The sequence below is a fragment of the Halorubrum sp. F4 genome, from assembly GCF_027257195.1.
GTDB lineage: Archaea > Halobacteriota > Halobacteria > Halobacteriales > Haloferacaceae > Halorubrum.
The window spans coordinates 1-24104 of the sequence record NZ_JAPDFS010000004.1 but is presented as its reverse complement, the minus strand read 5'-3'; the positions used below and the strand labels follow the sequence as shown (position 1 = coordinate 24104).

Below are 24104 nucleotides of genomic sequence, written 5' to 3'. Positions count from 1 at the left end.
GTTCAGTGTGCGGCTTCGCCGGCGGGCGCGTGCATGTCGTCGATCCGGAGGATGAGGACGTTCGCGGTGTCGTCCTTGCCGTCGACGGTTCCCTCGATGAGCAGCTTCGAGAGCGGCGTGGGCCCGACCGTCACCGAGTCGCCCTCGTGGAAGTCGCGTACCGAGCCCTGGACGTGGATCTCGGCCCGGCAGAGTTCGGGGTGGTGGACGCTCGAGAGGTCGATCCCGTCGACGTTCACGCCGTCGACGGTCTCGCCCTCGTGTTTGATCGGGACGTGTGCGGGCTCGTCCATCCGCTGGATGTCGAGCGCCTCGTAGGCGTTCGACGTCGGTTTGTAGCCGCCCTTCGGGCCCGGGACGCCCTCGACGAGCTGGAGCGCCTTCAGGCTCTGCATCTGGTTCCGGATGGTTCCCGGGTTACGGTCGACCTCCTCGGCGATCGCTTCCCCCTTGACGGCGTCCTCCTCCTCCCCGTAGAGGTTGATGAGCGCCGAGAGGATGCTTTTCTGGCTCGACGTGAGTTCGATCGATGACATGGATCCGAGTAGATGGCGACCCCGCATAAAGGCGATGGAAGTCACTTATAAATGTATTCGGTCGCGGCGGACTGCCCAGTGCGGTCCCCGCCGCCGTTCACGCGTAGAGCTGCCGGTATCGGAGGTACGCCGCGGGGCTCGCGAACACGACGAGAAGGCCGATCGCGACGAGAACGAACCCGACGTCGCCGAGGAGGACGAGCAGCACGAAGCCGACGAACGCGATCACGGACCCGGTGAACGCGACGGCGATCATCGCCCCGGCCGGACCGATATCCTCCGGCTCGACGGGTCCCGGCTCGCGGTCGCTTCCGTCCGTGTCCTTCCCGCCCATACGCGTTCGTTCGGCGGCGACGAGGAAACCGTGACGGATCCGGACGTTCGTGGCTGACGGTTCGTTCGTCGGCGACGGCTCTTTCGTGAGTCCGACGTTTCGCGGGTCGGTCTTCGCGAGTTCGATTCCTCGAGACACGGCTCCCCGAGACTCCCGTTCTCCGCGGATCCATGCCTTTCAAGCGGTGGGGGGTTCCCCTACCGATATGACGAGAGTCAAGATCATCGGCGCGCCGACCGACTACGGAGCCAACCGACGCGGGGTCGACATGGGACCGTCCGCGATCCGCTACGGCGGGCTCGCGGACGAGCTGGCGGGCGCGGGCGTCGACGTCGTCGACGCCGGGGACCTCGCGGTGCCCCGCGCCGAGGAGCGGGACCCGGACACGGACGCCCCGTCGGAGGGCGACGCGAAGTTCCTCCACGAGGTCGCCGACGTCTGCCGACGCCTCGCCGACGAGGTGGACGGGACGCTCGCCGAGGGGGCGGTCCCGCTGGCGCTCGGCGGCGACCACTCGATCGCGATCGGATCCCTCGTGGGGGCCGCCCGCGACGCCGACGTCGGCGCGGTGTGGTTCGACGCACACGCCGACCTCAACACCCCGTCGACGACGCCCTCGGGCAACGTCCACGGGATGCCGCTCGCGGCCGCGCTCGGGATCGGCGACTTCGCGGACACCCCGTGGGCGAACGCGTCCGGGCTCGACCCGGAGAACGTCGCGCTCGTCGGGCTCCGGTCGGTCGACGGCGCGGAGGTCGAACTCCTGCGCGAGCACGGGTTCACCGCCTACACGATGTCCGACATCGACGAACGAGGGATCACGGACGTGACCGAGGACGCGCTCGATGCGGCGTCGGCGGGCGTCGACGGCGTTCACATCAGCCTCGACCTCGACTGGCTCGACCCCAAGGAGGCACCGGGCGTGGGGACGCCGGTCCGCGGCGGGGTGACCTACCGGGAGGCCCACAGCGCGATGGAGATCGTCGACGACGCCGACTGCCTCAGATCGATGGAGCTCGTCGAGGTGAACCCGACGCTCGACCAGCACAACGAGACGGCGGAGCTCGCGACGGAACTGGCCGCCAGCGCGTTCGGAAAGCGCGTCATCTAGGGTGGCCGGTCGTTTCGGGAACGCGAAACGATCGGATCCATCACGATTATGTGTCAGGCTCCGCGACCGGGGCCATGGATCTCAGACGCCTGGTCGGGGCGCTCGTTATCAGTCTAACCGGGGTGGGACTCGGAGCGATCGCCGTTCGCGGATTCGCCACCGGGACGACCGGGATCGTGGACGTGGTCGTCACGAGCGTGACCCTGCTCTTCGGCGTCGCGTTCACGGTCACGGGACCGTTCGCGTACCGGACCGACGTCGAGTCGGGACATCTCCTCCGGATCGCGGGCTGGAACACGCTGGGCGTGGTTGCGACGAGCGCCGTCCTCGTGTTGGTGTACTCCCTTCAGGTCGCCACCGGCGCGAGCGTGGCCGAACCGCTCGTCTCGGGCGCGATAATCGTCGGCGTGAGCGCGTTCGCCCACGTCCTGATCGGGTTCAACGACGTGCGGCGGATCCGCGCGCGGCGGCTCGTGAAACAACAACAGAAGGCGGCGGTGATGAACCGGTTCGTTCGACACGACCTGCGACACGCCGCCCAACTGCTGATCGGATACGGCGAACAGCTCTCGGCTGGCGACGGGACGGAGAGCGAGGGAAGTCTCGACCTCGGTCGCCGGATCACGGAGATCGGATCCGACCTCGGGGAGACCCAGTCGCAGATCCGCGTCTTCGACGACCTGCTCGATCGGGAGGCGGACCGGACCCCGATCGACCTCTCGACGGCCGTCGACGACCGCCGGTCCGAGTGGGAAGGGGAATACCCGGAGGGAACCCTCGAAACGGATCTCGAGGGCGAGTGTACGGTGATGGCCGGCGACCACGTCGACGCGGCGCTCGAGGAGTTGATCGACAACGCGTTCCGGTACGGCGGGGACCCGCCCTCCGTCACCGTTCGGGGGGAACGAACCGACGGGACGGTCCGGATCGAAGTGTTGGACGACGGCGACGGCTTCCCCGACGACGAGACGGCGCTCATCAACGAGGACCGCACGGAGACGCAGCTCCAGCACAGCAGCGGGCTCGGACTGTGGCTCGCCAAGTGGGTGATCGAACACTACGACGGTAGCCTGTCGATCGGCGACCGGGACGACGGCGACGGCGGGATCGTCACGGTGCGGCTGCCCGCGGCCTAGGAGGGACCGAACGATCTTCGGCTACCGTTCAAAGGCGTCGATCCCAAGCCTGCGGTCTTTAGTTCTCGCGTTTCGTCCGTACCTACATGACCGACTCTCCGGAAGACTTCGATCCGGAATCAACTGAAGAACGTGAGGTCGGTGGGGAGGCAGCACGTGACCCGTCCGATCTCTTCTCGCTCATGGGCCACGTGTATCGTGGTGAACTCGGCCGCGCGACGTCGTGGCGGACGCGGATCGATAGAACGACGAACTGGGCCGTCGTGTTGACTGCGTCGTTACTCACCTGGACGTTCTCCGCGGATACCCGCCCCCACTACGTTCTGGTCGTGGCCATGATACTGCTGCTCGTCTTTCTCGGTATCGAGGCTCGTCGATATCGGACGTATGACATCTGGCGGTCGCGGGTACGGATCCTCGAGGAGAACGTCTTTGCGAACGCGCTCGATCCACGAGGCGTCGAGCAATCGAGCTGGCGGAAGCTCCTGAGTGAAGACCTCCGTGAGCCGACGATCAAGATCCCGGCAACCGAAGCGGTCGCCCGCCGACTCCAGCGGGTCTACCTTCCCTTGCTCTCCGTGCTGGGTGGTGCGTGGCTCATCCGACTAACCGTGTTCGCTTCCACGTCGACCGGAGTCGTCGGGACGGCCGCAGTCGGTGGCGTCCCGGGAGTAGTCGTCCTCTCGATCGTCGGACTTGCCTACGGGTGTCTGTTCCTGATCACGTTCTGGCCGTGGCAGAGGCGGGCAAAGGGCGAATTGCGATCGCGAAGACGGTCAGAGGACTGGAAATAGGCTCTCCCGGTAGAGTCCTCGTCTCCCGCCCCGTCGTTCGTTCCTCCTCGTTCCTCTCCGTTCACTCCCCGTGTTCGAGCGTCGCGCCCAGCTCCGCCATCGTCTCGAAGAACGTCGGGAACGAGACGTCGACGTGTTCGCCGCCGCGGATCGTGGTCGTTCCCTCCGCCGCGAGCCCCGCCACCGCGAGCGCCATCACGATCCGGTGGTCGGCCCGGCCGTCGACGGTCGCACCCCGGAGGTCGCTCTCGGATCCATGGATCATGAGGACGTCGGGTTCCTCGGTCGTCGCCGCGCCGAGCCGCTCGAGCTCCTCGGCCATCGCCGAGACGCGGTCGGTCTCCTTGTAACGGACGTGCTCGCAGTTCACGATCCGGGTGTCGCCGTCGGCGACCGCGCCGAGCGTCGCGATCGTCGGGAGCAAGTCGGGGGTGTCGCCGACGTCGACCTCGACCCCGGAGAGCGCCGAGCGCTCGACCGTGATGACGCCCGCCTCGCGGTCCCAGTCGATGGCCGCGCCCATCCGCTCCGCGACGTCGACGATGGCGGCGTCACCCTGTGCGCTCGGTCGGGCTCCCTCGATCCGGACCGCGCCGTCGGGGGCGGCGGCGACCGCGCCCGCGGCGACGAGATAGGAGATCGACGAGAAGTCGCCGGGGACCTCGTATCGCCCGCCTTCCGGAGAATACGTCTGGCCGCCGGGGACGACGAACCCCTCCGCGCCGTCGGCGGTCTCGCTGCCGACCGGCTCGGCGGTGATCCCGAAGTCGGCGAGGAGTTCGAGCGTGATGTCGACGTAGGGCGCGGACTTGAGCTCCGTCGTCAGCGACACCTCGATCCCGTCGTCGGTGACCGCGCCGGCCATCAACAGGGCGGTGACGTACTGCGAGGAGACGTCGCCGGGGATCGCCACCTCCCCGCCCGAGAGCGGTCCGAAGACGACGAGAGGGGCCTGCCCGTTGCCGCGGGTCGATTCGGCGCGGACGCCGAGGTCGGAGAGGGCCTCGAGCAGCGGCCCCTGCGGACGCGAGCGAAGCGACGAGTCGCCGGTGAGGACGGTGCCGCCGTCGCCGAGCGCGGCGGTTCCGGTCACGAGGCGGGTCGTGGTCCCCGAGTTCCCGCAGTCGATGACGTCGTCGGGAACCGCGGGCCGACCGTCGAAGCCGTCGACGGCGAGGGCGTCCTGATCGGGAACCCAGTCCTCGGGAGCGGGATCGACGGAGCCGCCGTAGGCGGTCACGGCGCGGGCGGTCGCTCGCGTGTCGGCCGAGACGAGCGGAGAGGCCACCGTCGCGCCGTCGCTGTACCCTGCCGCGAGCAGCGCGCGGTGCGTGTAGCTCTTCGAGGGCGGCGCACGAGCCGTCCCTTCGACCGCGGATCTGCTGACGTGAACGTCCATGTCGTCCCCTGTCGCGCGCGTCGGTAAGTGGGTACCGGATGCGATGCGTAACCACGATAACACTTGTCCCGGTAAGGGATCGTTCGTGACACGGTCGCATGGAGCCTGCGAGCCGCTTATCTCTCTCCCGGTCGTACGTGCCGGCGTGTTCATCGGCCACGCGCTGCTCGCGTTCGCCCTCGCGGCCCTCCTCGCGGACCGACTGGGCTGGTCCGCCGACCGCGCGCTGGCGATCGGTGCGGTCGCCGGCGCGTTCGCCGCCCTCCCCGACGTCGACATGGCGTACGCGGCGGTCGCGATCGATCTCGGGAGCCTCTCCACGGAGTCGCTCACTCGGCCGAGCACGCTCTGGGACGCCACCCGCGAGGTCCATCGCGCGCTGACCCACTCGCTCGTCGTGTCGGTTCTCGCCGGCGGCGCGTTCGGTCTCTGGGCGGTCGCGTGGGGCCGCAGACGGTCGGTTCGGGCGATCGGATCGGTCCTCTCCGTCGCCGTGCTGGCCGCGCTCGTCGCGGTCGCTTCCGCGCAGAACGGCACGCTCGGGCTGGTGGTTCTCGGGACGTTCGCGATCGGCGGACTCGCGATCGCGACGCTCGCTCGACTACGGACCGACCTCTCCGGGCGGGCCGTCGCGGCCGCGGCCGTCTTCGGGCTGCTCTCGCATCCGTGGGGTGATCTCGTCACCGGCGAGCCGCCGAAGCTGTTCTACCCCTTCGACGTCCGCCTCCTCGACGGGCGGGTGCTGCTCCACGGCGACCCGACGGTACACCTGCTCGGTGCGTTCGCGCTCGAGCTGGCCGCCATCTGGCTGGCGGCGGTCGCGGTCGCCACCGTCACGGGCCGCTCGTGGCGGAAGGCGATCGATCCGCGCGCCGCGGCCGGGCTGGCCTACGGCGTCGCCGCCGTCCTCATGACGCCGCCGACGCTCGAGGTCTCGTATCACTTCGTGTTCTCGATCCTCGCCGTCGGCGTCGTCTGCGGCGGGTTATCCCTGACGCCCGGTTCGACCGGATGGCGGAGGTGGACGGTCGGGTGGCGGAGATGGATGAGGGGGCGGCGAAGGTGGGTGACGGGACGACGAAGGTGGACGCCCGGGATACCGAATTCACGGGGAGTCATCTCCGGATTCTCGCTTCCGGGCAGAGACGAGTTACGCCGACGGATCACCGTCCCGCCGTCGGCACTCGCGCTTACGTTCACCGCGCTCGCCGGAGTCACGGCCGCGTTAGTCGGATACGCGGCCGTGTACGTCGTTGCCGACTTCCTCTGAGAACGATCCGACCCCGAGACGATCCCGGGACGATTCCGATCAGATCTCGGGAGGCTCGTCGCGGCCGATGACGATCACTTGGCCCTCGACGTCCTCTAACGCGGCGACGCGACCGCCGATCTCGACCGGGCCGTCGTCGGTCTCGACGACGAGCGAGGCGACCTCCTCCGTGTCCTCGAACGCGACGTCGACCACCCGGCCGCGGACCGTGACGGCCTGACCCGTCTCGATGTCGCGCCCCTCGACCGTCGCGTAGAACCGCTCGCCGTCGAACTCGCGGACGTCCTTGACCGCCCGGCGGATCGAGGCGTACCGACGCGGGAACGGCCGGGCCTTCCCGTTCGAGGCGATCGTCTCCGCGGTGGTCCACAGAACCGTCCCGAAGAACCCGGAGACGAGGAAGCCGAGCGCGGAGCGGTTGAAGATGACGCCGTACCGCTCGCGGTCGTCACGGAGGGCGTCCTGTGTCGCGTACACGGAGTACTCGCCGTCGCCGACCGCGAGGACCGGTGTGGTGATCCCTCTTCGTGCACGCGCGATGGTCGCGACGTCGAGGTAGTCGAACTCCTCCGGGTCGGGCGCGCGGGATGCCGGGGTCACGAGGAGTTCGACGCTGACGCCGTTTTCGACCTTCCGTTTCAGCTCCTCGCGGAACCGCCGGAGGAGGTCGGGCGTGAGCGAGACCGCGAGCTCGTACTCCGCGCCCGTTATCACTTCCTCGAGGTAGCGCAGGATCGTCGATCGGGACTTCACGAGCGACACCGCCTCAGTCTCGCGGGTCGGCGCGGTGTATCGCGCCTCGAGCTCGTCGACCATCTCCGTGAACGACGAACGGAGCTCGTCGAACGCGTCGTCCGGGTCGACGGCCACGATCTTCATCGGGCGCGACTCCCGAAGTTCGACGAGCCCGCGGTCCGCCAGGCTCCGTACCGTGTCGTACACCCGCGGCTGCGGGATCTCGGTTCGGTCGGCGATCTCGCTCGCCGTCAACTCGCCGTGTTCTAACACCGCGAGATACGCGTCGATCTCGTACTCTCCCAGGTTGAACCGGTCCCCGACGTGATCGAGCGTCGCCCGGAGATCGTCTGCCATGGTTGTCCCGATGGTCGCATCCGGTATAGCTTTTTACTATGAGATGAGTTGTACGCGATTCTGGAGACGGATACGTCCACGACGACGTGTACGGTGAGTACGGCGGGTACGGGAGTGCGGGGGGTGCGGCAAGTGCGACGGATCACATGTACATCCGGTCGTAGGTGCCTTCCGGTTCGCGCTCCTCGATTCGCTCCGCGAGGTCCTCGTAGTGGCGGCGTATCTCCGCCGCGAACGCCTCGAGGGGGCCGGCGTCCACGTCGAGGTCGTATATATCGGTGACCGTCTCGACGAGCCGGACCGCAGCCTCCACGTCCGGTGCCTGTGCGTGGACCGGCGTGACGAACACGCAGACGCCGAGCGGGGACTCCATCCCACGTTCGAGCAGTGACGCGTTCACGCCGTCGAGGAAGCCCGATTCCATCGGAGGGACCTCCGCGTCAGTCAGTCGAGATCCGTGGTAGTCGTCGGTCGCGATGTAGAACGTTCGATGGGCGTCGGGACCGTGCGGGATCGGTACCCCTGAGAGGACGGCGATCTCGTCGACCTCGTTCGCGGCGGTCCACTCGAGTATCGATCCCGCGAGCGACTCACCCAGGATCGAGGGAACGAACTGCTCGGCGACGAGGAGCGTCACGTCGACGTCGTCCGCGGAGTACAGTCGGGTCGGGTGACGCGGTCGACCCTTCGCGAAGGGAGTGATGGAGGGGAGGCCCTCGGCGGTGACGTGGCCGCGGACCTCCACCTCCAGATGTTCGATCAGGTAGTCGACGGCCGTGAGCCCGGCGAGACCGTACGCCGAGAAGCCCGCGATGAGCGTCTCGCTCGGTGCCGACTCGTGGGTGACGCTGAACGTCGGGTGACGGTCCGGTAAGCCGCTGGCGTCTCGCATGCCCGGACTTCGATGCGACCGGTGTTAAGCGGTTCCCACGTCGAGTTCAATCGTCCAGGAACGGTGCGCGGACGATCGCTGGGCCGAAAACAGGCTCACCGTCGTCCACAGCAGGCTCGCCGTCGTCCGAAAGCCGACACCACCGCCGTTCGCGACGGGGATGGCTTCCGTCTCCGCGGAGAAACGCTTTTTCGGATGGGCGACACGGTGGGGGTATGGCACAACCGGCGGGGACCGCACCGATCGTCGAGTGGTCCTCGTGGCTCGCCGCGATTCCGGGGGTCCGGTTGCTCATCGTCGTCCTGTCCGTCGTCGTCGGTGCAGCACTCGCGAGGGTCATCGTCCGGGTCATCGGTCGACCAGTCGCTCGACGGTTCTCGCGACAGAGCGTCGCACAGACCGTCGTCCGCGGCGTTCGTGTCGGCACGATCGTGGCCTCGTTCCTCACCGGTCTCTGGGTGGTCGGGTTCCAGTTCACCGACCTCCTGATCGGGACCGCCGTCCTCTCCGCGGTGGTCGGTATAATCCTCGCGCCGCTGGTCGGGAACTTCATCAACGGCGTGTTCGTGCTCGCGGACCAGCCGTTCGAGATCGGCGACATGGTCGAACTGGACGACGGAACCCAAGGGTTCGTCGAGGACATCACCATCCGATACACGAAGATATTCACCCTCGACAACACGTTTCGCGTCGTTCCGAACGGCGCGATGCGCGAGCGCGACGTGACCAACTACTCCGCCGAGGACGAGCGGACCCGTCGGAGCATCGATGTACTCGTCACCTACGAGTGTGACGTGACGGAGGCCCGCCGACTGATCGAGCGCGCCGCCCGGGACTGTGAGGCGGTCATCGACGGCGGGCCGGACATCCGGATCGGCGTGGCCCGCTACACCGCGAGCCCGGACTGCCGGATCCACGAGTTCGGCGACGACGGCGTGCTGTTGCGGCTCCGCTACTGGGTCAAAAAGCCCTACAAGCTCGGAAAGGTCCAGTCCGACGTGAACATCCGGATCCGCGAGCGGCTCGCCGACGCCGACGTGGAGATGGCGTACCCGCACCGGCACCTCGTCTTCGACGACACCTCCGGCGTCGCCGAAGTCGGCGTCCGGGAGAGCGACGACGATCCCGACGTGGCGACCGGGCCCATGATCCGGACCGGCGAGTTCGATGACGCCACCGAAGAGACCTCGACCGACGGACCGGTCGACGAGCCGACCGGGAGCGACGTCGACGCCGATGTCGATCGGGGCGGTCTCACCGAGGACGGGACGTCGGATCTCGAGGAGCGTCCGGATCGGGACGAGCGGGACCGACCGTGACACGGCCGAAACCCTCCGGACTTCGCGATCGGAAGCCTGATACGCCGACTGGGCGTTTATAAGCTAGTGAGCGACGAGCCCTCCAGCCCGCCCAGTGACTCCCCTGACGACGAGAGGGTCCCCGGTAGCGACGCAGGGAGCGGAGCCACCGACGGACCGGACGACGATGCGCTGCACGACGGTGGACCGGACGATGACGGTAGACCGGACGATAACGGTGGACCGGACGGTGACGGTGGTGACCCGTCTCCCGACTCGATCACGTCGGGAAGCCTCCTCCGGCCGCTGTTCGGGCTCGCGTGGCCCATCGTCGTCATCCAACTGCTCCAAGTCACCTACAACGTCGTCGACACGCTGTACCTCGGTCGGCTCTCGGCGGAGGCCGTCGGCGCGATCAGCCTCGCGTTCCCGCTGATATTCCTGCTTATCGCGGTCGCCGGCGGCTTCACCACCGCGGGCGCGATCCTCGTGGCGCAGTACACGGGGGCGAAAGGCGACGAGTCGGCCGGGCTCGTCGCCGGCCAGACGATCGTTACCGTGGCCGTCCTCTCGGTGTTCATCGGGATCGGCGGCTACTTCTACACCCGTCCGGCGCTGGAGCTGCTGCCGAGCGACGCCGAGACGGCGGCGACGGTGATCCCCCTCGCGGCCGACTACATGGAGATCATCTTCCTCGGGATCCCGCTGATGTTCGGGTTCTTCGTGTTCTCGGCGCTGATGCGGGGGTACGGCGACACCCGAACCCCGATGGCGGTGATGTTCGTCTCCGTACTCCTGAACGTCCTCCTCGACCCGTTCCTCATCTTCGGGTTCGCCGACAACCCGCTCTTCGGCTGGCTCGCGGGGATCCCGGGGATCGCCACGCTCGATCCGGGCGCGATCGAAGGGGCGTTGTTCGCGGCGACCGGTTTCGCCGGATACGGGATCGAGGGTGCCGCGCTGGCGACGATCCTCGCTCGGGGGGTCGCCACCGGGATCGGGGTCTGGGCGCTGTTCGCGACCGATCTCGGCCCCGACGTGGGACTCGCGGACCTGCGGCCGGACCTCGGATTCATCGAGGACGTCTTTCGGCTGGGGCTGCCATCCAGCGTCGAGCAGACGACGAGCGCGATGGCGATGATCACGCTGACCGCGATGGTGGTCACGTTCTCGCCGCCCGTCGTCGCCGCCTACGGGCTCGGGAATCGACTCATATCGCTGGTGTTCCTTCCGGCGATGGGGCTCGGCCGCGCCATCGACACCATGGTGGGACAGAACCTCGGCGCGAACCGGGCGGACCGTGCGAGCCGCGCGGTTCGCGTGGCCGCGACGACCGGAGCGGGCGTGATGTTCCTCGTCGCCGTGGTCGCGGTGGCGTTCACGGAGCCCATCGTCTCCGTCTTCCTCGGCGACGTGCCGGACGCGCCCGAGACCGTCTCGTACGCCGTGGAGTACGTCCGGATCCGGTCGGTGGAGTTCGCCTTCATCGGCGTCTCACAGGTGATCCTCGGGGCGTTCCGTGGAGCCGGAAACACCAAGACCGCGATGGTGATATCCATTCTCACCCTCTGGGTCGGTCGGGTCGCGAGCGTGGGATACCTCGTGTTCGTCGCGGGGTGGGGCGAGACCGGGATCTGGGTCGGCATGGCGCTCGGAAACGTCCTCGGCGCGATCGTCGGCATCGTGTGGTTCTCCCGCGGAACGTGGTCGGACCGCTACATCGAGGAGCCCGCACCCGACGTCGATCCGGTCGCGGAGGACTGATCGGGAGGATCGGCCTGGGAACACGTGCCCATCACGCCCTTCAGTGTCGGAACCGGTGTGGATTCACGCCCTTCAGTGTCGGAACACGTGTATCGCGTCGTCCTCGCGCACGAGACAGAAGCGCGCTCCGTCGTTCTCGGGAAACCGCGTCGCCGGCCTGGCGGTCGTGAACAGACGGCCGAAGGGCTCCTCACAGACGGGGCACGTGATTCCTTTCCGATTCTCCCAGAGACTCGTGTCGCCGGTGTCCCGGAGCTGTTTCAGGGCGTGGCGATGCTCGTGGATGTCGAATCCGGGCATGTGCGGTGCGTTCGAGCGCTCTCGCTTGAACGTGTGCACGTGAGTATCACCCGTGAGACGTGAGAGGACGTCAACCCTGGACCGTGAGAGGGGCGATCTCGGACGGAAAACGACTCCTCGGAAGCGTCCGTCGGCGAACTACGACTCGCTTTCGTCGATCCGATCTCGGGCGCGATCGAGGGACGCGACGTTCCCGGTCCGGACGTAGTCGCCGAGGGCGTCGGCCGCCTCGATCAGGGCGTCGGCGGTTCCCGGGTCGACGTCACCGTGGAGCGCGTCGACGCGTTTCGTTCGGTCGCGGAGGCGTTCGAGGACCGCGCGCGCCGGTCCGACGCGGTCGGCAGGGTTGACGATCGAGTCGGTGGTGGTAGGGTCAGTGGTGGTAGGATCGGTGGTGGTAGGATCGGCGTCGACCGTCACCGTATTCCCGACTGAATCTCCGATCGCACTCTCGTCGCTCTCCGGTTCATCGCTTTCGGGCCCGCGACGCTCCAGTTCGTCCAGAAACGCCGAGAGGTCCTCGCGGTACTCGTCGACGGTGCGAGCGGCGGCCATTCCCCTCGCTTCGCGCATGCTCTCCGGAACGGCGCTCGATTCCGGTCGTTCACCGTCGTCGGCGCCGGCGAGCAGCGTGAGGAGGTACTCCCGGTCCGCGTCGGTCGGATCGCGCAGGCGATCGTAGACGTCGACCGCCTCGAGTAACTCGCGCGCGGCGAGGTACGTCGAGTCCGGACGGCGGAGCTCCCCGCCGCGGACGAATCCCCGCTTACGGACGTACTCACGAAGGTCCCGTTTCAACTCGTCGATGCCTTCGGGGGGAAGCGTCGAGCGCGCCTCGCCGAACCGGGCACGATGGCGGCTCAACTCGAGGGTTGTATGTGTGTCGGTGTGAAGCGCTCTCTCCGCGGTTCCGACGCTCTTGAGGCTCCCGCAGTCGGGGCACTCGACGCTTCCGGTCTCGTAATACGACCAGCGGCTTCCACAGTCGCGACACTCCCGTTCACCGCGGATGTTCATCGTCGGGAGTTCGTCGTCTCCGCGGTAAAGTACTGCGGGTCGGGTTGGAGGCCGGCGGCGTAGGAACGCGATGTCGGCGTGGAGGGACTCACATCCGTGTGAAGATGATATATATGGGAGGCCCGTGAAACGGCCGAACATGAGTTGGAGTGCCGTCGACGCCGTGGACGACGCGGTCGAGGCTACCCGTCGGTTCCTGTTCCCGTTCAGCTTCGTTCGCTGGGCGAAGCTCGCCCTCCTCGTCCTCCTGATGGGAGGTGGCGTACGTACGAACGTCTCGGTCCCGTTCTTCCCGAACCCCGAGTTCACGACCGGTCCGGGAGGGCCGGGAGGACCGGGAGGAGGGGCGACGGACGGATCGACCGGTGACCCGTTCTTCGGACCGAACGGACTCCAGGGAGACGTCGGGTTCGAGGCGGTCGACATGAGTCTCGTCATCGCGCTCGTGGCGGTCGTCGTCGCCGTCGCGATCGCGTTCTCGATCGCGTCGATCTCGCTTCGCCTGGTGTTTTACGATGCGCTTCGTACGAACGAGGTCCGACTCTGGAGACCGTTCGTCGGCCGGTTGCGCCAGGCGCTCGGGCTGTTCGTCTTCTCGACGCTGATCAGTCTGCTGATGGCGCTCCCCGTCGTCGTCGCCGTGTTGACGGAGGTGGACGTCGGATGGGGGCCCGCGGACGCGCTCGGCTCCGTCGTGGCGGGTTCGCCGACCTGGGTGATCGGGGTACTCGTCGTTCTCGCGGTCCTGCTCGCGGTCGCCGTGCTCTTCGTGCTCCGGTTCACCTACGAGTTCGTCGTTCCGGTGATGGTCCTCCGCGATGAGGGCGTCCTCGCGGGCTGGAGGCGGTTCCGACCGACGCTTCGCGAGTCGTGGGTCGAGTTCCTTCTCTATCTCGTCGTTCACTTCTTCTTGGGCGTCGGCATCTCCGTGGCCGAGAGCTTCGTCTTCCTCTTCGTCGGCGGCCTCGTCGCGGTGTTCGCCGGTGTTGCCGTGTTGATCACCGGAGGACTGCTGGGTGGATTGCCGGCGGTGACCGGGACGACCGCCGGACTCGCGATGCTTGCGGTCGTCGTCGTCATCGCGGTTCTCGCGCTCTTGATCCTGCTGCTTCCGGTCCGGATCCTCACGCGGACGTATCTGATCGCCTACGAGGTCTCGACGCTCGGCGGCGTCGATCCGGAACTCGCGCTCCTGGATCCGTCGATCGACCCGAACGCGTCCGGCGGTTCGGGTGGGGGAGACGGAGCAGGTGGTTCGGGCGGAGCGGGAGAAGTCGGTGGTACTGGGGAAGCCGACGAAACGGGAAACACGCCCGACTCGGATCGATGGGATTCCACGGACGAGAGGTACGACCCGGAAGACCGGTCCGACGAGCAGTCTCGAGGCCGGTCCGACGAGCAGTCTCGAGGTCGATCCGACGATCTCTTCGGAAACGATCGGTGAGAGATGACGAATCGATCGGCGGAGACGGGTCGGCGAGCATCTCGAGGGAGAGCGAATCGGTTCTCGTCGTCAGGATCGGCTCGGAGGCGACCTTAGGATCCTACCGCTCGGTGGTAGGATCCCATCGTCCGGTTGTGTTGACGGAGTTAGACGTCTGTCGAAACGAACTCTCGACGGGTACGGATAGATTTTTACTCCGTTCCCGAAAGGGGTAACCATGGGATTGGACGACGACGCACGCGAGTACCACCGGCAGGACCCGCCGGGGAAGATCGAGATCTCGACGACGAAGCCCACGAACACCCAGCGAGACCTTTCGTTGGCGTACTCTCCGGGGGTCGCCGCGCCGTGCCGGGACATCGCCGCCGACCCGGAGTCGGTCTTCGAGTACACGGCGAAGGGGAACATGGTGGCAGTCGTCTCGAACGGGTCGGCCGTGCTGGGGCTCGGCGACATCGGCGCGGCCGCGTCGAAGCCCGTGATGGAGGGAAAGGGAGTTCTGTTCAAGCGCTTCGCCGACATCGACGTCTTCGACATCGAGCTCGACATCGACGAGGTCGACCCGTTCTGTACCGCTGTCTCCGCGATGGAGCCCACCTTCGGCGGGATCAACCTCGAGGACATCAAGGCACCCGAGTGCTTCGAGATCGAGGAGCGCCTCCGTGAGGAGATGGACGTCCCCGTCTTCCACGACGATCAGCACGGGACCGCGATCATCTCCGGTGCGGCGCTTTTGAACGCCACGGACATCGTCGACAAGGACCTCGCGGATCTCGACATCGTCTTCTCGGGCGCGGGCGCGTCCGCGATCGCGAGCGCTCGCTTTTACGTCTCTCTCGGCGCGAAACGCGAGAACATCACGATGTGTGACTCCTCCGGGATCATCACGGAGGAGCGGGCCGAGGCGGGCGACGTCAACGAGTACAAACGGGAGTTCGCGAGCGACGTCGACGGCGGCGACCTCGCTGACGCGATGGAGGGCGCGGACGTGTTCGTCGGCCTCTCCGTCGGCGGTATCGTCTCACAGGAGATGGTCCGATCGATGGCGTCGGACCCGGTCCTGTTCGCGATGGCGAACCCCGACCCGGAGATCACCTACGAGGACGCGAAGTCGGCCCGCGACGACACCGTGATCATGGCGACCGGTCGCTCCGACTACCCGAACATGGTGAACAACGTCCTCGGGTTCCCGTTCCTGTTCCGCGGGGCGCTCGACGTGCGCGCGACCGAGATCAACGAGGAGATGAAGCGGGCGGCGGCGACGGCGCTCGCGGAGTTGGCGCGAAAGGACGTCCCGGACGCGGTCGTGAAGGCGTACGGCGACGACCCGCTCCAGTTCGGCCCCGACTACGTCATCCCGAAGCCGCTCGATCCCCGGGTGCTCTTCGAGGTCGCTCCCGCGGTCGCACGGGCGGCCATGGAGTCGGGGTCCGCGCGGACCGAGATCGACCTCGAGCAGTACCGCGAACGACTCGAGGCGCGGCTCGGGAAGTCACGCGAGATGATGCGGGTCGTGTTGAACAAGGCGAAAAGCGACCCGAAGCGGATCGCGCTCGCGGAGGGGACCGACGAGAAGATGATCCGGGCGGCCTACCAGCTCTCCGAACAGGGGATCGCCGAACCGGTGTTGCTCGGCGACGCCGACGAGATCGCTCGCACGGCGGACGGCCTCGGGCTCTCGTTCCGTCCGGAGATCGTGGACCCCGACGAGCGCGACGTCACCGCGTACGGGGACCGACTGTACGAGCTTCGGAAGCGGAAGGGGATCACTCGACGCGAGGCGAACGAACTGGTTCAGCGGGACACGAACTACCTCGGGAGCGTCATGGTGAAGGCCGGCGACGCCGACGCGATGTTGACCGGACTCACCCATCACTATCCGTCGGCGCTGCGGCCGCCGCTTCAGGTGATCGGCTCGGCGGCCGACACCGATACGGTCGCCGGCGTGTACATGCTGACGTTCAAGAACCGGGTGGTGTTCTGTGCGGACACGACCGTCAACCAGGACCCCGACCGGGAGACGCTCGCGGAGATAACCCGGCACACCGCCGATCTCGCTCGACGATTCAACGTCGAGCCGCGCGCGGCGGTCCTCTCGTACTCGAACTTCGGGAGCGTCGACAACGAGGGCACGCGAAAGCCACGTGAGGCGGTCGACCTCCTCCACGAGGACCCCGAAGTCGACTTCCCGGTCGACGGAGAGATGCAGGCCGACACCGCCGTCGTCGACGAGATCCTCAACGGAACCTACGAGTTCTCCGAACTCGACGAGGCCGCGAACGTGCTCGTGTTCCCGAATCTCGAAGCCGGCAACATCGGATACAAACTGCTTCAGCGGCTCGGCGGCGCGGAGGCGATCGGACCCATGCTCGTCGGAATGGACGAGCCGGTTCACGTCCTCCAGCGCGGCGACGAAGTGAAGGACATCGTCAACCTGGCCGGCGTCGCGGTCGTCGACGCACAGGAGTGAGCTTCGTCGGCGTGACGGTGGTCCCGTCGGCGTGATGGTGGTCCCGTCGGCGTGATGGTGATTTCGTCGGCGTGAGGATGGTCCCCTCAGCGGGGTTGCGTCTCCACTGGGTCACGCCCTCAGTCCGTGGGACCGTCGATCCCGATCCCCGTCGGGAACGCCGAAACACCAAACATACTTGTTTTCAACACCACGACTGTTGCTATGGACGACGAAGGAGCCGTCGCCCCGCGAGTGCTCGACAACAAGCGTGACGCCAGCAAGTATCGAGTACTCGTCGAGATCGCGGCCCGCCAGCCGGCGGTGAGCCAGGGCGAGATCGCCGAGGTCCTCGGAGTCACCTCGCAGGCCGTGAGCGATTACGTTCGCGAGCTCGTCGAGCGAGGGTACGTGGAAAAACGCGGGCGAGGGAGATACGAGGTGACGAAGGAGGGCGTCGATTGGCTCATCACGCGGACGGACGCGCTCTCGGAGTTCGTCTCCCGGGTCTCGGAGGACGTCCTCGGAAGCGTCGACGTCGACGCCGCGATCGCCATCGATCCGGTTTCGGAGGGTGATGAGGTCCGACTGACCATGCGTGATGGGGTTCTTCACGCGACCGCTGAGCGGGCCGGCGAGACGTCGGCTGATGGAGAGACGCCAGGTGGTGGAGAGACGCCGGCAACTGCGATCGCCGTCACGGGTGGAGTGGCCGGGGAGGCGATCGGCGTAACCGAATTTGAAGGCGTCGTCGAGTACGATCCTGGCGTCGTGACCGTGATCCCCGTTCCGGTCGTGACCGAGGGTAAACCGCCATCCGTCGAAGCCGTGACCGAGCGTGTGAACGACGAGGGGTTCGTCGCGATAGCTGGAACCGAGGCGTACGCGCTGGCGATGCGGGCCGGGATCGATCCCGAGATCCGTTTCGGGACGGTCGATGCCGTCCCGCAGGCCGCGCTCCGCGGCCTGGACGTGTTACTTCTCGTGTCTACTGACGAACTCTCGCGTCATACGACGCAACTCCGGGAGAGCAGTGTTCGATACGAGGTCCACGACCCCGTCGGGGACTCGTCCTGATCCGAATCTTCTCTTCCCTTTCTTCTCTCTCTCTTCTCTCTCTCTTCTCCGACCTTCTTCACCGACCTGACACTGGTTCGATACGTCGATCTGGATTCGTTCTGATGGTGGTGAGGGACACACCGTGTTTCCGGTGAAACGGGGTTGTTTGCTCTCTCGTTTTGAGGGTTCCTTTCTAGCGTTGGAATACGATCGGTTCTACTTTGAATGAAAATCAGTACTACTAAATACAATAGCTGATAAAATATCATTAAGTCGGCTGTAGTCATTAAACGAACATCGTGTAGTCATACTGAGAGATTCAGCGGAAGGCCCGATCTGTTCACGTCGATGGTGTAACGGTACGGTGTGAGCGGCGCGGTGTGGGTGGTACGGTGTGGATGATATGTCGTTGACAGCGTGATCTGGGGTTTCATCTCTCACGATTCGTTTTCTACGGTGTTCTCGATAGACGACGAGTTCGTGTTTCGTTGCCGTTTGGCGTTCTCTACGGGTTTACGAGTTTCTCGTGAGTCATCGACCTTTCGGCGGCGAGTTGTGTATCGGTCTGGTGGGTTCTCCTGCTGTTTGTAGTCCGGTATTGGGCTGTCTCCGTTTCCCTCCGTTTGATCCGTTCCGTGTGACCCGACTCTTTTCGCGCCTTCGTTTGGAGCCACACCTCGTTTCCGATGAATCCCCACCACCACCACCCAACCCATTTCACCGGAAACCCGGTGTGTGTCCACAGATTCTATAAAACACACAGCACGTATTCCGCGACACGCGAACTCGACCGATCGGCCCCTTATATTATCTGTTTTGGCCCCCAATCTTCCGGAAGCACGCGGCTCATGAGCTCATCCCCAGACGCTATCCGTGTTCTCCACGTCGACGACGAGCGGGAGCTCGCGGAGATGGCCGCGACCTTTCTCGAACGCGAAGACGACCGGATCGACGTCGAGATCGCGTCGAACGCGAGCGAGGGACTGGATCGCGTCGCCGACGGCGACGTCGACTGTGTGGTCTCCGACTACGACATGCCCGGTCGGAACGGTATCGAGTTCCTCGAAGCCGTCCGCGAGGCGCATCCGGACCTTCCCTTCGTTCTCTATACGGGCAAGGGCAGCGAGGAGGTAGCAAGCGACGCGATCGCCTCGGGGGTCACGGACTACCTCCAGAAGGAGAGCGGAACGAGTCAGTACACGGTCCTCGCGAACCGCGTCACCAACGCGGTCGAGCAGTATCGGACGGGCCAGCGAGCCGCCGAACTCGACCGAATCCGTACACTCGCCAGCGACATCAACCAGGCGATCGTGCGTGCGGACTCGCGGGCGGGGGTGGAAACCCGCGTCTGTGAGATCATCAGCGAATCGGATCCCTACCTGTTCGCGTGGATCGGCGAGCCCGATCCCGAAACGAACCGTGTCGAACCGCAAACGTCCGCGGGCATGGAACGCGGGTACCTCGACGGGATCACCATCACCACCGACGAGAGCCCCACCGGGCAGGGACCCGCAGGTACGGCGATCCGTGAACGCCGGATCGCCGTCTCACAGAACATCGCCGAGGACCCCCGATTCGAACCGTGGAGATCGGAAGCGATCGAACGCGGATTCCGAGCGGTTGCCGCGCTCCCGCTCGAACATCGGGACACGCTGTATGGCGTGCTGGTAGTCTACGCCGATCGTCCGAACGCTTTCGACGCGAACGAGCGCGATCTCCTCGACGAACTCGGGAGCGACATCGCTCACGTCCTCCATTCCTTCGAGGTGCGAGCGAGCCTTCGTGAGGAACGTGATTTCATCGAGCAAGCCCTCGATTCGCTCAACGACGTCTTCTACGTCATCAACGCCGACGGGACGTTCCGCCGGTGGAACGACCATCTCGCTTCGGTCACCGGCTATACGGACGAGACGATCGGGCGGATGCGGGCGATCGATCTCTTCCCCGAGGACGACCGGGAGCTGATCGCCGACGCGATCGAGGAGGCCCTCGTCACCGGAGAGACGACCGTCGAATCCGCGCTCTTGACGGCGGACGACGAACGCGTTCCCTACGAGTTCACCGGATCGCGCTTGACCGACCTCGACGGCGATCTGATCGGACTCATCGGGATCGGCCGGGACCTCACGGAGCGCAAGCGACGCGAGCGACAGCTCAAACGGCTCGTGGATAACCTCCCGGGAATGGTCTACCGGTGTGAAAACGAACCCGGATGGCCGATGGAGGACGTCCGGGGTGAGGTAACGGACCTGACGGGCTATCAGCCGTCCGAACTGGTGGAGGGGACCGGAATCTACGGCGAACGGGTCATCCATCCCGACGATCGAGCGGCGGTTTGGAGTTCGATACAGGACGCACTCGATGGACGCGAGCCGTTCGAGATCACCTACCGGATCCGCACCAAGGACGGGGACGTCAAGTGGGTGTGGGAACGCGGTCAGGGGATCTACGCCGACGATGGCCACGTAGAGGAACTGGAAGGCTTCATCACGGACGTTACCCGGCAGGAACGACACAAGCGAGTCATCAGCACGCTACACGAAACCGCACAGTCGGTCATGCGAGCCGAAACGGCCGAGAAAGCGGCCGAAATAGCCGTCGAGACCGTTCACGACGTCCTCGATATGCCCGCGAGTGCCATCCACCTCCACGACGAGGACGGCGAGAAACTGGTGCCGGTAGCGTGGACGGATCTGACCGAAGATATCGTCGGTGAACCGCCGACCTTCTCGCCCGGCGAAGGGCTCGCCTGGAAGGCGTTCGAGACGGCCCAACCGCTGATCTACGACGACATCTCGACGATCTCCGAACGGTTCAACCCGGAGACGTCCATTCGGAGCCAGATCGTTCTCCCGCTCGGCGATCACGGCGTGCTTCTCATCGGATCGACCACCCCCGACGCGTTCGACGACGTGGACGTCTCGCTCGCGGAGACCGTGGCCGCGCACACGACGACCGCGCTCGATCGGATCGAGCACCAGCGGGACCTCGAACGACAGAACGAACAGTTAGCGGAGTTCGCAGGCATCGTCTCCCACGACCTGCGGAACCCGTTAAACGTGGCTGAGGGGTATCTCGACCTGTCCCGGACGGAGTGTGACAGCGAGCATCTCGACGCGGTGGCGAAGGCACACGATCGGATCGGAGTGCTGATCGACGACCTGTTGGCGGTAGCGCGTGACGGGTCCGACGTGAGCGATTCCGAACCGGTCGACCTGGCCGGGCTCGTCGAGGACTGTTGGGCGAACGTGGATACCGCCGCGGCGACGCTCGAAGTCGCCGTTGATCGCACGGTTCGGGCCGATCGGAATCGGCTCGCACGGCTGTTGGAGAACCTGTTCCGGAACTGTGTCGAGCACGGCTCGACTGGCAGTCGGCCACAGACCGACGACAGTGTGGAACACGGTTCCACTGGCAGCCGGGGGAACCCCGGCGACGCCGTCGAACACGGCGGCGGCGAGGTGTCGATCACCGTCGGCGGCCTGGATGACGGTTTCTACGTTGCGGACGACGGCCCCGGAATCCCGGAAAACGAGCGCCGTCGAGTCTTCGAATCCGGCTACTCGACGCGCGAGGATGGGACCGGATTCGGCCTCGCGATCGTCCAGGAGATCGTCGAGGCACACGGCTGGGACGTCCGGGTTACCGAGAGCGAAACCGGCGGGGCACGCTTCGAGATCACCGGGATCGAACGTACTGGATAGACCGCGAGTTTCCCTTCGCGTTCATGCGGATACCGTTCCTGTACCGACTGAACGGACGTCACGACGAGGCCGCGATCACGACCGCTCTACCCTCGTCTCCGTTCTCTCACCCCCAGGACGTCGGGGCGGAGAAAACAGAACGTATTTCACCGGAAACGCGGTGTCTCACCTATGGACGCAGCGGACGATCTCTTCACGAGGGAGGACCCGATATTCGCCAACAAGGAACTCCTCGAGATAAGCCATCTCCCGGGCGAAGGCCGGATCGTCGGCCGCGACGACGAGATCTCCGATCTGGCCACCGCGGTCAACCCCGCGATATTCGGACAGAGTCCGAGTAACGTTCTCCTCTACGGGAAGACCGGGACGGGGAAGTCGCTCTGTGCGAAGTACGTCTCCAAGCGTCTGGTGTCGACGGCGGGGGAGGAGGGGGTCAACGCGACGTTCGCCTACGTCGACTGCGCACAGGACACGACCGAGACGCAGGCCGTCCAGACCATTGCTGAAGGCGTGAACGACCCCGATACGACCGGAATCAACGTCCCGGACAAGGGACTCTCGACGTCGACGTACTACAAACGGCTCTGGCGGATCCTCGACCAGCGCTACGACGTGGTGTTGATCATCCTCGACGAGATCGACAAGCTCGACGACGACGCCATCCTCATGCAACTGTCCCGTGCCGGGGAGGCCGGGAAGATCACCGACTGTAAGCTCGGCGTCGTCGGGATCAGCAACAAGATCCAGTACAAGGACCGAATGGACGAGCGGGTCAAATCGAGCCTCTGTGAACGCGAGTTCGTCTTTCCGCCCTACGACGCGAACCAGCTTCGAGCGATCATGCAGGCCCGGTCCGACGCGTTCCACGACGACGTCCTCGAGGCGTCGACGATCCCGCGGGCGGCCGCGCTCGCCGCTCGCGAGCACGGGGACGCCCGAAAGGCGATCGACATCCTTCGGTACGCCGGCGAGATCGCTCAGGCCAACGGCGAACCGACCGTCAGGGAGGAGTTCGTCACGCAGGCGCGCGAGCGCGCCGAAACGGATCGATTCCGGGAACTCATCCGCGGATCGACGCCCCACTCGCGGTACGTCCTCCAGGCTCTCGCGTTGCTCTCGCTTTCACACGAGCGGAACGACGGGTTTCGAACCAGCCGGGTGTACGAGATATACGAGAACATCTGTCGACAGGAAGGGTCCGATAGCCTCTCGTTGCGCCGTGTTCGGGACCTACTCAAGGAACACGCCTTTCTCGACATCATCGAACAGTCGAAACACAGCGGCGGCAGCGCGGAAGGAAGCTACACCAAACACCAACTCCTCGAGGACCCCGGCGTCGTCAAGGAAGTACTCGTCGAGGATTCCACGAGCAACTGACGGACGTCTCGCGAACCGCTTCAACCCAGCAGGCCGAGCCCTTCGATCCGTTCGACGATCTCCTCGACCGCTCCCTCCGCGTCGTCGGTCCGTTTCCCGCCGGTGATGACGATCTTCCCGCTGCCGAACAGCAGGATCACCACTTCCGGTTCGTCCATCCGGTAGACGAGCCCCGGGAACTGCTCGGGTTCGTACTCGACGTCCTCCAATCCGAGACCGATCGCGAGGGCATTGAGGTTGAGGTTGTGGCCGAGGTCCGCGCTCGAGACGATGTTTTGGACCGTGATGTCAGGGTCCTCCTCGACGGGGATCTGGAGCCCCCGAAGCTTCTCGAAGATGATACCGAGCGCCTCGTGAACGTCATCGATGCTCTTTGCGCCCGTACAGACGATCTTGCCCGACCGGAAGATGAGTGCCGCCGCCTTCGGCTCCTGGGTCCGGTAGACGAGTCCCGGGAAGTTGTCGGGGTTGAAATCCGCCCCCGGGAGGTCCTCCGCAAGGGCCTCCAGGTCGAGTTCCTGGCCGATCCCCGTCGATGCAACTACGTTCTGGATCTCGATCGAGTCTGCAGGGTTCGTCATCGTTCGCTTTTATATGTGACCCCCTCCCTTATAAACGCCCGTGGTATAAACAGCCCGGTGCGCGGCACTTCTCGAGAGCCGAAGTGTGAGGTGACGCGCTACGAGCCGGTACGCAAACCACGACGCGATCTCGTACGCGACAGCTGTCGATCGGCTCGGATCGTGACCGGGACCGGTGACGGATTCGGTACGTGATCGAGCGCTCCAGTGTTCCGTCGTCTCTTTGCCATCTCCTCGGTTATCCGTCCCATGAAACCGCATGACGTGGCGGGTTCGGTTCGACGGGGTTAAGTGTACACCGCGATTCGAATGGAATGCGAAGCGCCCCCGGCGTGGGGGCAGCGGCCGGCCGCCGACGTGGCCGGTCGACGCGTTCCGACGGGGTTAAATGTCTACCCCGGTTCGAATGGAATGCGAAGAACGCACCGCGAACTCGGGCCGTTCAACTCGGCCCGGTTTCGCTGAGTCGGGACATCCCGACTCGACGCCATGAGGATTTCGCCCCCTGCGCTCCGGCGTAAGAGGAGATCTGATGTGAGCCGTGGAC

At 65.8% G+C, this 24104-nt stretch carries 19 protein-coding genes; 11 read left to right on the top strand and 8 right to left on the bottom strand.

The window, feature by feature from the left end:
- Positions 1 to 2: 2 nt before the first annotated feature.
- Both OKW78_RS11085 and OKW78_RS11080 read right to left on the bottom strand, forming a co-directional pair.
- Entirely contained in the window at positions 3 to 536 is a 534-nt protein-coding gene (locus tag OKW78_RS11085; protein ID WP_281195229.1) for an Rrf2 family transcriptional regulator, read from the bottom strand.
- Positions 537 to 633: 97 nt separating this feature from the next.
- Positions 634 to 1008, bottom strand: a complete 375-nt coding sequence (locus OKW78_RS11080; RefSeq protein ID WP_281195228.1) for a hypothetical protein — start codon at positions 1006 to 1008, stop codon at positions 634 to 636.
- Positions 1009 to 1075: 67 nt separating this feature from the next.
- On the opposite strand from OKW78_RS11080, the gene rocF reads away from it, so the two are divergent.
- The 3 genes from rocF to OKW78_RS11065 all read left to right on the top strand — a co-directional run bounded on the left by rocF (position 1076) and on the right by OKW78_RS11065 (position 3911).
- Complete coding sequence (gene rocF / locus OKW78_RS11075) at positions 1076 to 1981, top strand: arginase (RefSeq protein ID WP_281195227.1); 906 nt, start codon at positions 1076 to 1078, stop codon at positions 1979 to 1981.
- 74 nt (positions 1982 to 2055) lie between these two features.
- On the top strand, positions 2056 to 3117 hold the full coding sequence (locus OKW78_RS11070) for a sensor histidine kinase KdpD (RefSeq protein ID WP_281195226.1): 1062 nt from the start codon (positions 2056 to 2058) through the stop codon (positions 3115 to 3117).
- Positions 3118 to 3203: 86 nt separating this feature from the next.
- Complete coding sequence (locus OKW78_RS11065) at positions 3204 to 3911, top strand: DUF2270 domain-containing protein (RefSeq protein WP_321169332.1); 708 nt, start codon at positions 3204 to 3206, stop codon at positions 3909 to 3911.
- Between the two features lie 61 nt (positions 3912 to 3972).
- Here OKW78_RS11065 and aroA read toward each other — a convergent pair whose 3' ends face one another.
- Positions 3973 to 5310: a 3-phosphoshikimate 1-carboxyvinyltransferase gene (gene aroA, locus OKW78_RS11060; protein WP_281195225.1), complete on the bottom strand. Its 1338-nt coding sequence runs from the start codon at positions 5308 to 5310 to the stop codon at positions 3973 to 3975.
- Positions 5311 to 5455: 145 nt separating this feature from the next.
- Between aroA and OKW78_RS11055 the strand changes: the two genes are divergently transcribed.
- Positions 5456 to 6580 carry a metal-dependent hydrolase gene (locus OKW78_RS11055; RefSeq protein WP_281195224.1) on the top strand — a complete coding sequence of 375 codons (1125 nt, stop codon included), beginning with the start codon at positions 5456 to 5458 and terminating at the stop codon, positions 6578 to 6580.
- Between the two features lie 39 nt (positions 6581 to 6619).
- Here the strand turns inward: OKW78_RS11055 and OKW78_RS11050 are convergent, their stop codons facing one another.
- Together OKW78_RS11050 and OKW78_RS11045 are read right to left on the bottom strand one after the other, a co-directional pair.
- Positions 6620 to 7672, bottom strand: a complete 1053-nt coding sequence (locus tag OKW78_RS11050) for an HTH-type sugar sensing transcriptional regulator TrmB (RefSeq protein ID WP_281195223.1) — start codon at positions 7670 to 7672, stop codon at positions 6620 to 6622.
- A 142-nt stretch (positions 7673 to 7814) separates the two neighbouring features.
- Positions 7815 to 8564 (bottom strand): proteasome assembly chaperone family protein, encoded by a 750-nt coding sequence (locus OKW78_RS11045; RefSeq protein WP_281195222.1) that lies wholly within the window; start codon positions 8562 to 8564, stop codon positions 7815 to 7817.
- Between the two features lie 215 nt (positions 8565 to 8779).
- Here OKW78_RS11045 and OKW78_RS11040 point away from each other — a divergent pair, with 215 nt between their 5' ends.
- Positions 8780 to 9883 (top strand): mechanosensitive ion channel family protein, encoded by a 1104-nt coding sequence (locus tag OKW78_RS11040; RefSeq protein WP_281195221.1) that lies wholly within the window; start codon positions 8780 to 8782, stop codon positions 9881 to 9883.
- A 66-nt stretch (positions 9884 to 9949) separates the two neighbouring features.
- Complete coding sequence (locus tag OKW78_RS11035; protein ID WP_281195220.1) at positions 9950 to 11626, top strand: MATE family efflux transporter; 1677 nt, start codon at positions 9950 to 9952, stop codon at positions 11624 to 11626.
- A 72-nt stretch (positions 11627 to 11698) separates the two neighbouring features.
- Here the strand turns inward: OKW78_RS11035 and OKW78_RS11030 are convergent, their stop codons facing one another.
- Both OKW78_RS11030 and OKW78_RS11025 read right to left on the bottom strand, forming a co-directional pair.
- A complete protein-coding gene (locus OKW78_RS11030; RefSeq protein ID WP_281195219.1) occupies positions 11699 to 11926 on the bottom strand; it encodes a flagella cluster protein in 228 nt (75 codons plus the stop codon).
- Between the two features lie 138 nt (positions 11927 to 12064).
- Positions 12065 to 12943 carry a hypothetical protein gene (locus OKW78_RS11025; RefSeq protein WP_281195218.1) on the bottom strand — a complete coding sequence of 293 codons (879 nt, stop codon included), beginning with the start codon at positions 12941 to 12943 and terminating at the stop codon, positions 12065 to 12067.
- Between the two features lie 139 nt (positions 12944 to 13082).
- Between OKW78_RS11025 and OKW78_RS11020 the strand changes: the two genes are divergently transcribed.
- The 5 genes from OKW78_RS11020 to OKW78_RS11000 all read left to right on the top strand — a co-directional run bounded on the left by OKW78_RS11020 (position 13083) and on the right by OKW78_RS11000 (position 22976).
- Entirely contained in the window at positions 13083 to 14387 is a 1305-nt protein-coding gene (locus OKW78_RS11020) for a hypothetical protein (RefSeq protein ID WP_281195217.1), read from the top strand.
- A gap of 217 nt (positions 14388 to 14604) precedes the next feature.
- Positions 14605 to 16857 carry an NADP-dependent malic enzyme gene (locus OKW78_RS11015; RefSeq protein ID WP_281195216.1) on the top strand — a complete coding sequence of 751 codons (2253 nt, stop codon included), beginning with the start codon at positions 14605 to 14607 and terminating at the stop codon, positions 16855 to 16857.
- 204 nt (positions 16858 to 17061) lie between these two features.
- Positions 17062 to 17913 (top strand): MarR family transcriptional regulator, encoded by an 852-nt coding sequence (locus tag OKW78_RS11010; protein ID WP_281195215.1) that lies wholly within the window; start codon positions 17062 to 17064, stop codon positions 17911 to 17913.
- 830 nt (positions 17914 to 18743) lie between these two features.
- Positions 18744 to 21599, top strand: coding sequence for a GAF domain-containing protein (locus OKW78_RS11005; RefSeq protein WP_281195214.1), 2856 nt, complete (start codon positions 18744 to 18746; stop codon positions 21597 to 21599).
- A 171-nt stretch (positions 21600 to 21770) separates the two neighbouring features.
- A complete protein-coding gene (locus OKW78_RS11000; RefSeq protein ID WP_281195213.1) occupies positions 21771 to 22976 on the top strand; it encodes a Cdc6/Cdc18 family protein in 1206 nt (401 codons plus the stop codon).
- Between the two features lie 20 nt (positions 22977 to 22996).
- Here OKW78_RS11000 and OKW78_RS10995 read toward each other — a convergent pair whose 3' ends face one another.
- On the bottom strand, positions 22997 to 23557 hold the full coding sequence (locus OKW78_RS10995) for a TATA-box-binding protein (protein ID WP_122105925.1): 561 nt from the start codon (positions 23555 to 23557) through the stop codon (positions 22997 to 22999).
- Between the last annotated feature and the right edge of the window lie 547 nt (positions 23558 to 24104).